This window comes from Polaribacter sp. Hel1_33_96, assembly GCF_002846595.1.
In the GTDB taxonomy this organism is placed as follows: Bacteria; Bacteroidota; Bacteroidia; order Flavobacteriales; family Flavobacteriaceae; genus Polaribacter.
The window spans coordinates 887,102-901,086 of sequence record NZ_PJMV01000001.1 but is presented as its reverse complement, the minus strand read 5'-3'; the positions used below and the strand labels follow the sequence as shown (position 1 = coordinate 901,086).

13 protein-coding genes are annotated in these 13,985 nt (G+C 29.3%); 7 read left to right on the top strand and 6 right to left on the bottom strand.

Annotated features, from left to right (window positions below):
• Nucleotides 1-564 precede the first annotated feature (564 nt).
• On the top strand, nucleotides 565-1,566 hold the full coding sequence (locus ATE90_RS04025) for an aldo/keto reductase (protein ID WP_101450865.1): 1,002 nt from the start codon (nucleotides 565-567) through the stop codon (nucleotides 1,564-1,566).
• A gap of 105 nt (nucleotides 1,567-1,671) precedes the next feature.
• On the opposite strand, the gene ATE90_RS04020 is transcribed toward ATE90_RS04025, so the two are convergent.
• Together ATE90_RS04020 and ATE90_RS04015 are read right to left on the bottom strand one after the other, a co-directional pair.
• On the bottom strand, nucleotides 1,672-2,538 hold the full coding sequence (locus ATE90_RS04020) for an OmpA/MotB family protein (RefSeq protein WP_036787001.1): 867 nt from the start codon (nucleotides 2,536-2,538) through the stop codon (nucleotides 1,672-1,674).
• A gap of 54 nt (nucleotides 2,539-2,592) precedes the next feature.
• Entirely contained in the window at nucleotides 2,593-5,229 is a 2,637-nt protein-coding gene (locus ATE90_RS04015; protein WP_101450863.1) for a valine--tRNA ligase, read from the bottom strand.
• Between the two features lie 123 nt (nucleotides 5,230-5,352).
• Here ATE90_RS04015 and ATE90_RS04010 point away from each other — a divergent pair, with 123 nt between their 5' ends.
• A complete protein-coding gene (locus ATE90_RS04010) occupies nucleotides 5,353-5,763 on the top strand; it encodes a DUF1573 domain-containing protein (RefSeq protein WP_101450861.1) in 411 nt (136 codons plus the stop codon).
• A 1-nt stretch (nucleotide 5,764) separates the two neighbouring features.
• On the opposite strand, the gene ATE90_RS04005 is transcribed toward ATE90_RS04010, so the two are convergent.
• On the bottom strand, nucleotides 5,765-7,057 hold the full coding sequence (locus ATE90_RS04005; RefSeq protein WP_231959974.1) for an aspartyl protease family protein: 1,293 nt from the start codon (nucleotides 7,055-7,057) through the stop codon (nucleotides 5,765-5,767).
• A 203-nt stretch (nucleotides 7,058-7,260) separates the two neighbouring features.
• Between ATE90_RS04005 and ATE90_RS04000 the strand changes: the two genes are divergently transcribed.
• Entirely contained in the window at nucleotides 7,261-8,451 is a 1,191-nt protein-coding gene (locus ATE90_RS04000; RefSeq protein WP_036787013.1) for a pyridoxal phosphate-dependent aminotransferase, read from the top strand.
• Nucleotides 8,452-9,462 (top strand): UDP-N-acetylmuramate dehydrogenase, encoded by a 1,011-nt coding sequence (gene murB, locus ATE90_RS03995; RefSeq protein WP_101450859.1) that lies wholly within the window; start codon nucleotides 8,452-8,454, stop codon nucleotides 9,460-9,462.
• Nucleotides 9,463-9,468: 6 nt separating this feature from the next.
• Here murB and ATE90_RS03990 read toward each other — a convergent pair whose 3' ends face one another.
• The 3 genes from ATE90_RS03990 to ATE90_RS03980 all read right to left on the bottom strand — a co-directional run bounded on the left by ATE90_RS03990 (nucleotide 9,469) and on the right by ATE90_RS03980 (nucleotide 11,494).
• Nucleotides 9,469-10,116 carry an SCO family protein gene (locus ATE90_RS03990; protein WP_036787019.1) on the bottom strand — a complete coding sequence of 216 codons (648 nt, stop codon included), beginning with the start codon at nucleotides 10,114-10,116 and terminating at the stop codon, nucleotides 9,469-9,471.
• Nucleotide 10,117: 1 nt separating this feature from the next.
• Nucleotides 10,118-10,624, bottom strand: a complete 507-nt coding sequence (locus ATE90_RS03985) for a toxin-antitoxin system YwqK family antitoxin (protein ID WP_036788297.1) — start codon at nucleotides 10,622-10,624, stop codon at nucleotides 10,118-10,120.
• A gap of 99 nt (nucleotides 10,625-10,723) precedes the next feature.
• A complete protein-coding gene (locus ATE90_RS03980; protein ID WP_036787021.1) occupies nucleotides 10,724-11,494 on the bottom strand; it encodes a YHYH protein in 771 nt (256 codons plus the stop codon).
• 359 nt (nucleotides 11,495-11,853) lie between these two features.
• Here ATE90_RS03980 and ATE90_RS03975 point away from each other — a divergent pair, with 359 nt between their 5' ends.
• The 3 genes from ATE90_RS03975 to ATE90_RS03965 are packed head-to-tail and all read left to right on the top strand — an operon-like array spanning nucleotide 11,854 to nucleotide 13,730.
• Nucleotides 11,854-12,057, top strand: coding sequence for a hypothetical protein (locus ATE90_RS03975; RefSeq protein WP_036787024.1), 204 nt, complete (start codon nucleotides 11,854-11,856; stop codon nucleotides 12,055-12,057).
• Nucleotides 12,058-12,072: 15 nt separating this feature from the next.
• Entirely contained in the window at nucleotides 12,073-13,176 is a 1,104-nt protein-coding gene (locus ATE90_RS03970) for a glycosyltransferase (RefSeq protein WP_052107567.1), read from the top strand.
• Nucleotides 13,167-13,730 (top strand): RNA polymerase sigma factor, encoded by a 564-nt coding sequence (locus tag ATE90_RS03965; RefSeq protein WP_036787029.1) that lies wholly within the window; start codon nucleotides 13,167-13,169, stop codon nucleotides 13,728-13,730. Before ATE90_RS03970 ends, ATE90_RS03965 begins: the two co-directional genes overlap by 10 nt.
• The last annotated feature ends 255 nt before the right edge of the window (nucleotides 13,731-13,985 follow it).

Genomic DNA, 13,985 nt, shown 5'->3' with positions numbered 1-13,985 from the left:
TATTCTTATTTAATTTTTTAAAAAATTAATTTAAAGTCTCCGAGAGTTTTAACTCTCGGAGATTTTATTTACTCAGGTATTTATAAGTCTTATCTAAAAGAAAATGAGCTTCTTTTTAAAACAAACTCACTAAAATAATGAGTTTAAAACAATAAATTATTTGGAAAAAGTGCTTTTAATTTTCTAATTTATGTTCAGAAAATTATCTTTGGCATATAAAACAACTTAATATCTAAACATAATTTATTTTATTTTTAGATATCGAAGTATTTAAAACATAGTCGGTTTTTGTTTTTACAATTACCTTTTAATAATTAAGATCTTTAAGAACATAATCTTTAAGAAGTTTGTATTTTGCTGCTCTTTAAAAGAAAATTAATTCAACTTGCAGGTACTTTGTTAGAACTAAAGTAGATGTTAATTTCGCATCAGCTATTTTGTATTAATTTTCGTAGAATCTATTTTAAAAGAAAATACTGAAAGTATAGCGCATTAGTATTTGTTTATAGATATTCCTAAAATTAATTTTTTTGTGTTATCGTAATTTAGAAAACATATAATAATATGAGTAAAAAGAGCAAATATATAGCTGATGAAAATCGCTATAAAAAAATGAAATATAGAAGAACCGGAAACAGCGGTCTATTATTACCTGAACTTTCTTTTGGTTTATGGCATAATTTCGGAGATAACGACAATTTAAATACCGCAAGAAATCTTTTAAAATGTGCTTTTGATAATGGAATTACATATTTTGATTTAGCTAATAATTATGGTCCTCCACCTGGATCTGCTGAAATAAATTTTGGAAAAATATTAAAAAAAGATTTTAAAAATTACCGAGATGAATTGATTATATCATCAAAAGCTGGTTATGGAATGTGGCCTGGTCCTTATGGAGATTTCGGATCTAAAAAATTTTTAGTGGCTAGTTTAGATCAAAGTTTACAAAGAATGGGATTGGATTATGTTGATATTTTTTATCATCACAGACCCGATTACGATACGCCTCTAGAAGAAACTATGGGTGCCTTAGATTTAATGGTTAGACAAGGAAAAGCCTTGTACGTAGGTATTTCTAATTATCAACCAAAAGAAGCTGAAAAGGCTTTTAAAATCTTGAGAAATTTAGGAACTCCATGTTTAATTCATCAGCCAAATTACAACCTATTTAATCGTTGGATTGAAGACGGGTTATTAGATGTATTAGAAAGCTCAAGAGTTGGTGCTATTTGCTTTTCCCCTTTAGCACAGGGAATGTTAACTGATAAATATATTAATGGATTGCCAAAAGATTCAAGAGCGGTGAAGGATAGCCCTTTTTTAAATACGAATCAAGTTTTAGAAATGCTTCCAAAAATTAAGGAATTAGATGAAGTTGCCAAAAATAGAAATCAGACTTTAGCACAAATGGCAATTTCTTGGATTTTAAAGGATAATAGAATTACCTCTGTTTTAATTGGCGCTAGTAAAACTGAACAAATTTTAGACAGTGTAAAAGCCATTGAAACTACTTCTTTTTTTGATGACGAGCTGACTAAAATTAATGAAATTCTTAGTTCCTAAATATGAAAACATTTTTGTTACTTAATTTATAAATTAGTGCGCTAAAATGTATAAAAAAAGCACTCGAAATGAGTGCTTTATAAATTTAATCTATTTTTTATTTTATTATTTTGTATCCGGGTCTGAAGATAACATTGCAAAAAACTTATCTAAATTAGGTAAAATAACAATTCGTGTTCTACGATTTCTTGCTCTGTTTTCTTTAGAGTTATTTTTAACTAAAGGCATAGAACTACCTCTACCTGCAGCAATTAATCTATTGGACTTTATAAAATATTTTTTTTCTAAAAGTCTAACAATAGCCGTGGCTCTTTTTACACTTAAATCCCAATTATCTTTCAGAGCATTTGTAGGGTTATTTAATGTTTTAGAGTCTGTATGACCTTCAATCATTACATCCATACTAGGTTCTGAATTAATAACATCTGCTATTTTCTGCAATAAAGGATTCGCCTTTTTGTTTACGTCAAAACTACCCGATGCAAACAATAATTTGTTCGAAACTGAGATCATAACAACTGTATTTTCTATGTTGATATTAATATCTTCTTCTGAGTACATTCCTGCAGAACGCATCGATTTTTTCACCTTATAGTCTACAGCCAAATTTATAGAATCCTTCAATGTTTTAGCTTGAGCAACTTTTTTCGCATCAATCTTAGATAACGTTTTTCCTAATTCAACTTTCTGCTTTTCAGACAAAACGGTTATATCATCATCTGTAAAGCCTAAATTACTTCTTTCTAAAGTTACGTTTTCATCTCTTAAAGAATTAATTTTATTATTGTAATTCTCTACGCGTTTCTCAATACTTCCAAACTTAGCTTCTAGTCTTTCTTTTTCAATTGTTGTTTTCTGAAGACTAGCTTTGGTATTTATTAATTTTTCATCTAATTCTAAGTATTTCTTTTTAGAAACGCATGACGCTACTAATAAAAACATTACGGTAATAGTGATAATTATTTTCTTCATTAGTTTTAATTTAATTTTTAGCAAATATAAACTCTTGTTTGTAAATCTATCAATTTATTTAAGTGATTTTAAACTACTTTTAATAGTTTCAATTTTTGCCTTTGTATCCGCTTCTTTTTTACGCTCTAAAGTAATTACTTGTTCTGGCGCATTTGCTACAAAACGCTCATTAGATAACTTTTTTGTGATTCCGAATAAAAAACCTTCTGCTCTTTTTAATTCCCCTTCTAATTTATTTATTTCTGCTTCTATATCAATATTTTCAATAGAAATTGGTACAAAATATTCATTTGATTTCACTCTAAATGAGGCTCCATCTACTTTTTCCGAAACAGCTTTTATTGTTGACGTATTTGTTAGTTTCTGAATAACAGTATCAAATTTATTTGAATTCTTTTCTACATCAATTACAAACAAGTCAATAGTGTCTTTAAAAGCAATGTTTTTATTTTTTCGAATTGTCCTAATTCCTGAAACAACCTCAGTTGCAAATTCAAAATCACTAATAATATTAGCATTGAAATCTTTAACTACTGGATATTTCGCAATAATTAATGCCTCTTCTGGAGTTCTATCTGCTATATATTGCCAAATTTCTTCCGATAAAAATGGCATAAATGGATGCAATATTTTTAGATTATTTTCTAATACAATAATAATTGCATCAAATGTTTTCTTATCTATTGGCTGTTGATATGCTGGTTTAACAATTTCTAATAACCACGAAGAAAAATCATCATTAATTAGTTTATAAATTGCCATTAAAGCATCTGACAAGCGATATTTAGAAAAATGATCTTCTATTTCTGCTAATGTTTTTTGAAACTTTGCTTCATACCATTCTAAACCAATTTTTGCAGTTTCTGGCTGCGCTAAACTTCCATCAATTTCCCAACCTTTTATCAAGCGGAAAGCATTCCAAATTTTATTTGCAAATCCTTTTCCTTGCTGGCATAAATCTTCGTCAAACATTAAATCATTTCCAGCAGCAGAGCTTAACAGTAGTCCAACTCTTACACCATCTGCACCATAATCATCAATTAATTTTAAAGCATCAGGCGAGTTTCCTAAAGATTTAGACATTTTTCGCCTTTGCTTATCTCTTACCAATCCTGTTAAATAAACATTCTGAAAAGGTTTTTCATCTTTATATTCATATCCCGCCACAATCATTCTAGCTACCCAGAAAAACAAAATATCTGGCCCAGTAACTAAATCATTTGTGGGATAGTAATATTTAATTTCTTCGTTTTCTGGATTTCTGATTCCGTCAAAAACTGACATTGGCCATAACCAAGAAGAAAACCAAGTATCAAGCGCATCACTATCCTGACGTAGATTGTTCGCTGTTAGTTCATCGTTTTTAGTCTTTTCCTGTGCTAAAATTAATGCTTCTTCGATACTTTCCGCAACAACAAAATCTTCTTTTCCATCACCATAGAAATACGCAGGAATTTGTTGTCCCCACCAAAGTTGACGAGATATATTCCAATCACGAACGTTTTCCATCCAATGACGATATGTGTTTTCGAATTTTTTTGGATATAAATTAATCTCAGCATCTTCTCCTAAAACAGCATCAATAGCAGGCTTTGCTAAATCCTTCATCTTTAAAAACCATTGATCTGATAATCTTGGTTCTATTACAGCTTTTGTTCTTTCTGAGGTTCCTACTTTATTTGTATGAACTTCAGTTTTCACTAAAAACCCTTTTTCTTCTAATTCTTTTGAAATTTCTTTACGAACTACAAATCTGTCTTTTCCTTGATAATGCAATCCAAAGGAATTTAAAGAAGCATCATCATTAAAAATATCTATCACTTCTAACTTGTGCTTATCTCCTAAATTCTTATCGTTTTCATCATGCGCAGGCGTCACTTTCAAACAACCGGTACCAAATTCAACATCAACATATTCATCTTCAATAATAGGAATAACTCTATTGCATAAAGGAACAATTGCTTTTTTCCCTTTTAAATGCCTAAAGCGCTCATCGTTTGGGTTGATACAAATTGCAGTATCTCCAAAAATAGTTTCTGGTCTTGTGGTAGCAATCGTTAACGTATCTTCTGAACCTTCAATTTTATATTCTAAATAGTATAAATTCCCTTGTCTTTCTTCATGAATTACCTCTTCATCAGAAAGTGTAGTTTTAGCTTCAGGATCCCAGTTTACCATTCTATAACCGCGGTAAATTAAACCTTTATTATATAAATCAACAAAAACCTTAATGACAGATTCAGACATTTCTGGATCCATTGTAAAAGCAGTTCTTTCCCAATCACAAGAAGCACCTAACTTTTTTAATTGTTCTAAAATAATACCTCCATATTCATCTTTCCAATCAAAAGCATGTTGTAAAAATTCTTCTCGCGTTAAATCGCTTTTATTAATTCCTTCCTCTTTTAACTTCGCAACAACTTTTGCCTCTGTAGCAATTGATGCATGATCTGTACCCGGAACCCAACAAGCATTTTTACCCAACAAACGAGCACGTCTAATTAATACATCTTGAATTGTATTATTCAACATATGTCCCATATGTAAGACACCTGTTACGTTTGGTGGCGGAATTACGATAGTATAAGGTTCTCTCTCATCTGGTGTTGAATGAAAATAATTGTTTTTCATCCAGTAGTCATACCATTTATCTTCTACCTGGCTTGCATCATATTTAGATGGAATTGTCATACTTTGGAATGGTTTTTTAAATATCGTTGGCAAAAATACAAAACTCTATTTTGTCGAGAAAATTAGTGATTGATTTTTTAAAACAAATTATTAACGTTAATTTTACCATGTAAAAAAGTAATTATGAAAACTTTCGGAACTTTATTAGTAGTATTTTTTATCTCTTTTTCCACAAGCGCACAAGAGTTTAAATTTGAAAAAGAAACTATTGATTATGGAAAAATTAGCAAAGGGTCTAATGGCGAAAGAGTTTTTATTTTTACAAATACAGGTACTCAACCTTTAATTATAAAAAACATTCAATCTTCTTGTGGCTGCACAGTGCCTAAAAAACCTGAAAAGCCAATTATGCCAGGCGAAAAAGGAGAAATTAAAGTTTCTTATGATACGAAAAGAGTTGGCGGTTTTTCTAAAGCAATCACAATTTTTTCGAATGCAAAAAATGTACGAAAAGTGATTAAAATTAAAGGTATTGTAAATAAAGGAGTTTCTTTACAAAAGGAGAAAAGTATGCTCTCTAATTTTAGAGATTAGGTTAAACTTTTTTTTCTAAACGAAATTCATATTGTAATTTTTTACCATTTCTACTCACAATAATTTTTATTTTCTTTTGGTCTCTTTCTTGAAACTTTAAGATAATATCATTCATCGTTAACTCATGAGCTGGTTTGTCATTAATTTTTAAAATAATGTCATCTTTTTTTAACCCTACTTTATCTCCAGGAGAATTTTTAATAACATTTTTTATTCTGTAGGAAGATTTAAACTTATAAGCAAAGCTAGTAATAAAACTAATTGCATTCTTTTTTTCTGATTGCCTTTGATATCCGTCAAAATTAGATACCGCCACTTGCTCTTTTACCAGTTGTTTTCCGTTGTAAACAACATCTAATCCTGTCATATTATAATTAAACCCCTTAGAAAACCAACTATTCTTTTTTAGCATTATTTTTTTATTAGGGTAATCAAACCAAACTTTAAATCTTCTTAATATACCCGCACCAATACTACCATTTCTTTCTTGAAAACTTCTTGCATTTTTGGTAGATACTGAATCTAAAAAAGATACTGTTGGATTTTGAATTTCAAATGCACCTAGTTTAATTTTCGGGATTCTACTTCTATTTCCATAAATGGCACCACTTAAACCTTCCCCTAAAATATCGTTAAAAAAACGCTTTGGTGTTTTAATTTCTTTTTTTGTATTCTCAAATAGCCAAATAGCATCACTTCCGCCTGAATCTACTAATAACTTAACAAACGTCAACTCACTGCCAATTGTATCTAACTGAACCTCGGCTTGTATATACGGTTTTCTTCTATACATTTGAATTGGAAAAACTTCACATTTTCTACATTTCTTGTAAGTATAAGTATCCGGGTTATAAAAATCAATTTTTTTAAATTTATAATTTACCTTTACTATAAAATGGCTTAAAATATTGTAGCCAATTATTCCGTGAATTGTCTTTCCCATTTTGCCAGACAAATCAAAATGATCTTGTAAGATTACATAGATAGTCTCATTACTATTCACTATGTTTTTAAGAGAAATACTATTTTTATATGACAATAACGCATCTACAGACTCCCCTTTCCCTAAACCCTGCAGCTGCACTTTTTTAACGTTTTTAAGTCCAATACTATCATTTTTTGTGATGTTAAATAAAATAGTTTTACTTACTCCTGAATCTAAAATAAAAGATAATTTTTTGCCATTTATCTTTAAAGGAATCACTATTAAATTATTAATCAACTCAAAATTTACACGTTGATGATTTTTACTTTTATCCAGAAAATGAAAACCTTTTTGTGCTTTTGTTGACAAAGAAAAGTTGAAAAATAAAATAAGAAAAAGTATCAGAGTTTTTTTCAAAAAAAATAAATATTAAAGATTGAACCTTAAGATACAATTATATGCTTTGGTTTTTATGCTTTTAGCAAATATTTAACCTTTAAAGATTCTGAAATTAAAATGCAGATATAAAATATATTTCGCAAATTTGCATCTAAATCATCTAATCAATTATTATGCCTTCTATATCTAAAAAAGGATTACAAATGCCAGAATCACCAATTAGAAAATTGGTGCCATATGCAGAAGATGCTAAAAAAAGAGGAACAAAAGTTTTTCATTTAAATATTGGCCAACCAGATATAAAAACACCACAAGTTGCCTTAGATGCGGTTAAAAATAACGAGCTACAAACATTAGCGTATGCAAGATCTGAAGGTTCTGAAGAATACCGGACGAAACTTGCCAATTATTATATAAACAATAATATCAATGTTGCTGCAGATAATATCGTTGTGACCACTGGTGGCTCTGAAGCATTACTTTTTACGATAGGAAGTATCACGGATCCTGGTGATGAAATTATTATTCCAGAACCTTTTTATGCAAATTATAATGGTTTTTCTACTGCTTCTGGAGTAACCGTAGTGCCTGTAATTTCTAAAATTGAAGATAATTTTGCTTTACCGAAAATTGAAGACTTTGAGAAACTCATCACAAAAAGGACAAAAGCAATTTTAATCTGTAACCCTGGGAATCCAACAGGTTACTTATACTCAAAAGAAGAAATTGAAAAACTGAAAAAAATTGTTTTAAACCACGATTTATATTTAATTGCTGATGAAGTTTATAGAGAGTTTACCTATGATGGCTTGCATCATACCTCTGTATTGTCTTTAGAGGGTATCGAACAGAATGCTATTGTCATAGATTCGGTTTCTAAACGTTACAGCATGTGTGGAGCGAGAATTGGTTGTATAGTTTCAAAAAATGATAACTTTATAAAAACTGCCATTAAATTCGCACAAGCACGTTTAAGTCCGCCAACGTATGCATTAATTGCAAGTGAAGCTGCGTTGGACACCCCACAAAGTTATTTTGATGATGTAAAAGAAGAGTATGTTGAAAGAAGAAATACTTTAATTACAGAATTAAACAAGATAGAAGGTGTAAAAGTTGCCAATCCAAAAGGAGCTTTTTATTGTGTTGCAGAATTGCCTGTTAAAGATTCTGATCATTTTGCACAATGGATGTTGGAAGAATTCAATTATAATAATGAAACTGTGATGGTTGCTCCGGCTAGTGGATTTTACTCCACAGAAGGTGAAGGTAAAAACCAAGTAAGAATTGCCTATGTTTTAAATAAAAAAGACTTAATTAGGTCTGTTGAAATTATTGCTGAGGCTTTAAAACAATATAATAGTTAATTGATTATTCAAAAAAACATATCATTAAAAAAATATAACACCTTTGGAATTGATGTAAATGCCAAACGTTTTATTTCTGTTGATTCAGTCTATCAACTTCAGCAATTACTAATTGCTGAAAAAAATATTTTTTTAATTTCTGGAGGAAGTAATATGTTACTCACAAAAGATATTGAAAAATTAGTTGTACATATTGATATTAAAGGGATTTCTATTGATCGAGAAGATAATAATGATGTTTATCTAACGGTTAATGCTGGTGAAGATTGGCATCAATTTGTTGTATGGTGCGTTTCAAATAATTTTGGAGGAATAGAAAATTTATCTCTAATACCTGGAAACGTTGGTACGTGTCCTATCCAAAACATTGGTGCTTATGGTGTAGAAGTAAAAGACAGCATTACTAAAGTTGAAGCCATAGAAATTGAAACAAGAAAATTGATTCAGTTTTCTAATGAAGCGTGTAATTTCGGGTATCGAAATTCGATTTTTAAAAATGAAGCAAAAGGAAAATATATTTTGACTTCAGTAAGTTTTAAACTGACTAAAAAAAATCACCAATTAAATACTTCTTACGGAGCAATTGAGGATAAGTTGGCATTCAATAAAATTATAAATCCTACTTTAAAAAATATTTCTGATGCCGTTATTGCTATCAGAAATTCGAAATTACCAGATCCTAAGAAATTAGGAAATAGCGGTAGTTTTTTTAAAAATCCTATAATATCCAAACAGCACTTTTCAGCACTTCAGACAGAACATCAAAATATACCGAGTTATGTAATTTCCGACACTGAAGTTAAAGTACCAGCCGGTTGGTTAGTGGAACAAGTTGGATTTAAAGGAAAACGTTTTGGAGACGCCGGAGTCCACAAAAATCAAGCTTTAGTGCTTGTAAATTATGGAAATGCTTCTGGTACAGAGATTTATCAGCTTTCTAAAAAAATTCAAGAAATGGTGTATAACAAATTTAAAATTTCTTTGGAGATTGAAGTAAATATTATCAATTAAAGAATTTTATATTTCTTTTTTTAATATTTCTATATGGCGTTTTAATCTCCGTATATCTAAAGCGAGTGTCCCATTATATACACCTCTAATTCTTCCTTTTTTATCAACTAGCACAAAATTTTCTGTATGAATAAACTCACTTTCATCTTTAGTCTTCTTAAAATCTTCATCTGCAAAATAAGATGTTCTTGCTATTTTATAAATAGCCTTCCTATCACCAGTAACCAAATGCCATTTCGTATCGATTACTTTTTTATCCAAAGCATATTTTTTAATTTTTTCTACAGTATCTACCCAAGGCATCACAGAATGTGACAGCAATAGAATGTCTTTATCTTCCTTGTAAGTTTCTTGAATTGACCTCATGTTTTTGGCTAATATCGGACAAATACTAGGACAAGTTGTAAAGAAAAAATCTGCAATATAAATTTTACCTCTAAAATCTTTATTAGTTATATTTTGTGAGTTTTGATTTGTAAATTGAAAAGGAGCAATTGTATGAATTGTTGCATATGAATCATCACCTTCAGCAATCCATTCAGGAGTAAACGCTGCTGAATTATAAAAAGGAAGTGTTTTTGTTTTATCTATAGTAGTCTCTTTTTTACAAGAAACAAAAAAGATAAAAATAAAAAATATTGAATTAAATTTCATACTATTTAATTTCAGTTTTTAAAACGCTTACACATTTTTTCAATCCAATTAAACCATGCCTTTCTCCATTTATAGTATAAAAATTGGCTCTTAACTTACCTTTTAAATCCCACATTTTTTGGCTACCAGATTCTTTACCTTGCACAAAATTAAAATACTTTGTGAGCATTCCGTTAGTATACCAATCTTTAACTACCCCATGATAAACGCCTTTATTGTTAAAATGATACTCAAACATTTGTACTCCGTTTTTATACCAACCTTTATGAACACCCGACTTTAAACCTTTTATATAAAAACGTTCAAACCATTGCTCCCCATTTCTATACCAACCCAAAAAAAAGCCGTGTCTTTTTCCTTTATAATATTCTGATTTTGATTTGATATTTTCATCCTCATAAAACTCATTTACGATACCAGAATACTGTTTTCCCTCAAAATATAAAATGCCATTTTTTAGTTTTAAATGATTGTTAACTTTATTAATTTCTATCGATGGAATCTTCATTTTATAGACTGAAGAAATGTTTTCGTTTTCTTGAACTGTATCATCACAAGAAAAGAAAAAAAGAAAAATTAATATGTTAATTTTTACAAACTTCAAAAACTATCTTGTTATAGTACCTGCTGTTCCAAAAAAACCATTACCATTTAAATATGGATCTTCGTTTGTAATGTGATAGTGGTAAATTCCATCAGGAAAATCGGCCGTTACAGATGTATGACCATGATAATCGTCTAAATCTGCGTTCGTAACTGTTGTTCCATTTTCCTCTGGCCCATATACAGGGAATCCATCAGAAAGTAATCCCAAAAACGCATCTTTACCAAACTGATCTGTTAAGTAACTCGGCTCTATATGATAATGATATTGTGTTCCCGCCGGGTGCCCTAGCCATTGATCAAAAGAATTTATTTCATTTGTTAAAGCCTGATTGTTTGGCCCTGCATATTGATTAAAAAAAACAATTCCGTTTCTAGAGATTCCTATTGGTCCTAAAGGAGTGGCACTTTTAGTAGTTGCCTCTTCTGGATTTAAAGTCATTGTAAACGTAATATTTTGCTCGCCAATAGAATTCGGGTTCTGATTCCAATTAGAATTTGTTCCATTATAGGCTTCATATAAAGGATGAGAAGCATCCCAATAAGGACTTGTATGATTTGGCAAATCTGTTGTTGTAAAACTGATCGTACTCCCTGAAACCGAATAAGAAACTGCATCAATATTATCGAACTTAGGGAGGATTGATGAAATATCATAATTAGTTGTTGTGGTTGTATCTGTGGTATCCTCTTGTCCTTCAGAAGAACTACAAGAAAAAATAATTAGCGTTGTAATAACTAAAAAAAGGTCTTTCGTAAATTGATTTTTTTTCATTTTTTGTATGATTAACTTTATGTTAGAACTGTAAAAATTAAAATAGTTTTAAAAAAAATCCTGAAAGATCGTTTATGACACTTTTAAAGAGCTCATTTCCTTCAATTTCTTATAGCTTTATTTATAAATTTATCTTGCTCCTCTTTACTATATATTTTTATGTTTCTTTCTATCTTTTTTTGAAATACCTTAATATCATAACCTTTTTTAACAGCTCCTATATGTAAAGGTACTGTATCTATTTTTATCAAGAGATATGGGTGCTTTTTGAATGTATTATTATATCTTTGTAGGCGTTTAAACGCATTTATTTTAATTGAAAAATTAGATTTATTTATTACTTATAAATTTTATTAATTATGAAATTATTACTATTAACTTTAGGTTTATTAGCACTTGGTGTTGCAGGAATTGCTATTAAAATTTGGGCAAAAAAAGATGGAGAGTTTGCAGGCACTTGTGCTAGTCAAAATCCAATGCTAAACAAAAATGGAGAGGCTTGTGGTTTTTGTGGAAAAACATCAGATAAGTTTGATACATGCACAGAACCTCAACATAATTAATATTCTTTTAAATCAATGATTTTATCTGTAGTCTTCAGCGTTTTTGTTGCCTGTGCAGTAATCCAAACCACATACTATATTCTTTTTTCTACCTTTCTTTTTGGGTTAAAAAAAAATAAAAATAACATTACCGAAGTCCCAGTTTCAGTAATTATTTACACCAAAAATCAAGCAAAAATCATACAACAGTTTCTTCCATCAATATTAGAACAAAAACATTCGAAATTTGAGATTGTATTAATCAATAACGCTTCTTCAGATAACACAAAAGATGTTGTAGAATTATTCACAAAAAAACATGCCAACCTAAAAATTTTAAATGTAGAAAATAATGAAGCTTTTTGGGGAAGTAAAAAATATGCATTAACGTTAGGTATAAAAGCATCAAAATACAACAATTTATTATTTACTGATGCCAAATGCAAACCTGTTTCTAAATATTGGATTTCTGAAATGAGTAAAAAATTTACTTCGAAAAAGACCATTATTTTAGGGTATAAAAAATATCAAAAGAAAAATTCAATCATAAATATTTTTACTCGTTTTGAAAACTTGTTAACAGCCATTAAGTGCTTTGGATTTACAAAATTAGGCTCCTCCTATATGGCTTTTGGCTCCAATTTAGCCTATCAAAAATCAGAATTTTTCAAAGTAAACGGGTTTATAAATCATATGAAAATAAATACTGGTGAAGATTATTTATTTATAAAGGATGCCGCGAACAATAAAAATACAACTTTTTGTATATCCGAGGACAGTTTTATTGAAACTGATACCCCAAAATCATTTTCAAAATGGTTTACAGAAAAAAAAGAAGAAACACGAATCATCAAAAAAATTCAATTTAAGCATCGTTTTCTCTTAGGATTTTTTAATTTTTCTAAACTACTTTTTTATGTTTTGGCAGTAACCTTATTGTTTTTTTATCCCTGGAAAATTATACTCGCGATTATACTCTCTTACTTTTTAGTTCAGTATATTGTCGTGGGCATTTCTGCAAAGAAATTAAAAGAACCACAAATCATCTTTTTCTTACCTTTTTTAGAAATTGGTTTATTATTGATTCAAATTAGTATATTTAGTGCAAATTTGATTTCAAAACCAGATCATTGGAAATAAACCAAAAAAAACTTCAAATAAACATTTCAAAAGCCAAAGAAGGAAATCAGGCTGCATTTAGATTTTTGTTAGATAGTTTTTGGACTAGCGTTTATAACTATCAATTAAAACGTACTAAGAATGAAAATAATGCTGAAGACATTACGATTCAAACTTTTTCTAAAGCCTTTGATAAAATTCATACTTTTAATGATCAATATGTTTTTAAAACTTGGTTAATCTCTATTTCTAAAAATGTGCACATAGATTTATTGCGTAAAAAAAACGCTTCTATTTCTATAGAAACCACCATTGAACAGGAAGAAAAAGTTTATTTAGTTGTTGATGAGAACCCTACACCTGAAGACAATATTATAAGAGAACAGAATTTAGCAAAATTATTAAGAGACATTAAGCAATTAAAACCTAAATACCAAGAAGTTATTCAGTTACGTTATTTTCAAGAACTAAGTTATAAAGAAATTTCTGAACAAATTAATGAGCCAATAAATAACGTAAAAGTAAAATTATTACGTGCAAAAAAGTTATTAGCTGCCATTATTAAGAGGTCATAAAACAAGAATGGTAAAATGTTTATAGGCAGTACATCAAAGTGATTTTCGTAATTAAACGTTAGTTTTTACAGTAATTTTAAGCAAAATTACCTTTTAAAAAGCAAGAAAATTTTCTTAATACTACTTACCTCAATTGTGTTTATATAAAAAAATGTTTAGGAATTTTTAATAGTCCATTTAAAAAATTATATTTTAACAGGTTTAAGGAAAATAAAAATTAAAAACACCTTTACTGTATTTCATAGATATCCAAAA

Excerpts from the sequence above, each read along its gene's own strand:
- ATE90_RS04025 (WP_101450865.1), top strand. The coding sequence starts at position 565 with ATGAGTAAAAAGAGCAAATATATAGCTGATGAAAATCGCTATAAAAAA.
- ATE90_RS04020 (WP_036787001.1), bottom strand. The coding sequence starts at position 2,538 with ATGAAGAAAATAATTATCACTATTACCGTAATGTTTTTATTAGTAGCG.
- ATE90_RS04015 (WP_101450863.1), bottom strand. The coding sequence starts at position 5,229 with ATGACAATTCCATCTAAATATGATGCAAGCCAGGTAGAAGATAAATGG.
- ATE90_RS04010 (WP_101450861.1), top strand. The coding sequence starts at position 5,353 with ATGAAAACTTTCGGAACTTTATTAGTAGTATTTTTTATCTCTTTTTCC.
- ATE90_RS04000 (WP_036787013.1), top strand. The coding sequence starts at position 7,261 with ATGCCTTCTATATCTAAAAAAGGATTACAAATGCCAGAATCACCAATT.
- ATE90_RS03990 (WP_036787019.1), bottom strand. The coding sequence starts at position 10,116 with ATGAAATTTAATTCAATATTTTTTATTTTTATCTTTTTTGTTTCTTGT.
- ATE90_RS03985 (WP_036788297.1), bottom strand. The coding sequence starts at position 10,624 with ATGAAGATTCCATCGATAGAAATTAATAAAGTTAACAATCATTTAAAA.
- ATE90_RS03980 (WP_036787021.1), bottom strand. The coding sequence starts at position 11,494 with ATGAAAAAAAATCAATTTACGAAAGACCTTTTTTTAGTTATTACAACG.
- ATE90_RS03975 (WP_036787024.1), top strand. The coding sequence starts at position 11,854 with ATGAAATTATTACTATTAACTTTAGGTTTATTAGCACTTGGTGTTGCA.
- ATE90_RS03970 (WP_052107567.1), top strand. The coding sequence starts at position 12,073 with ATGATTTTATCTGTAGTCTTCAGCGTTTTTGTTGCCTGTGCAGTAATC.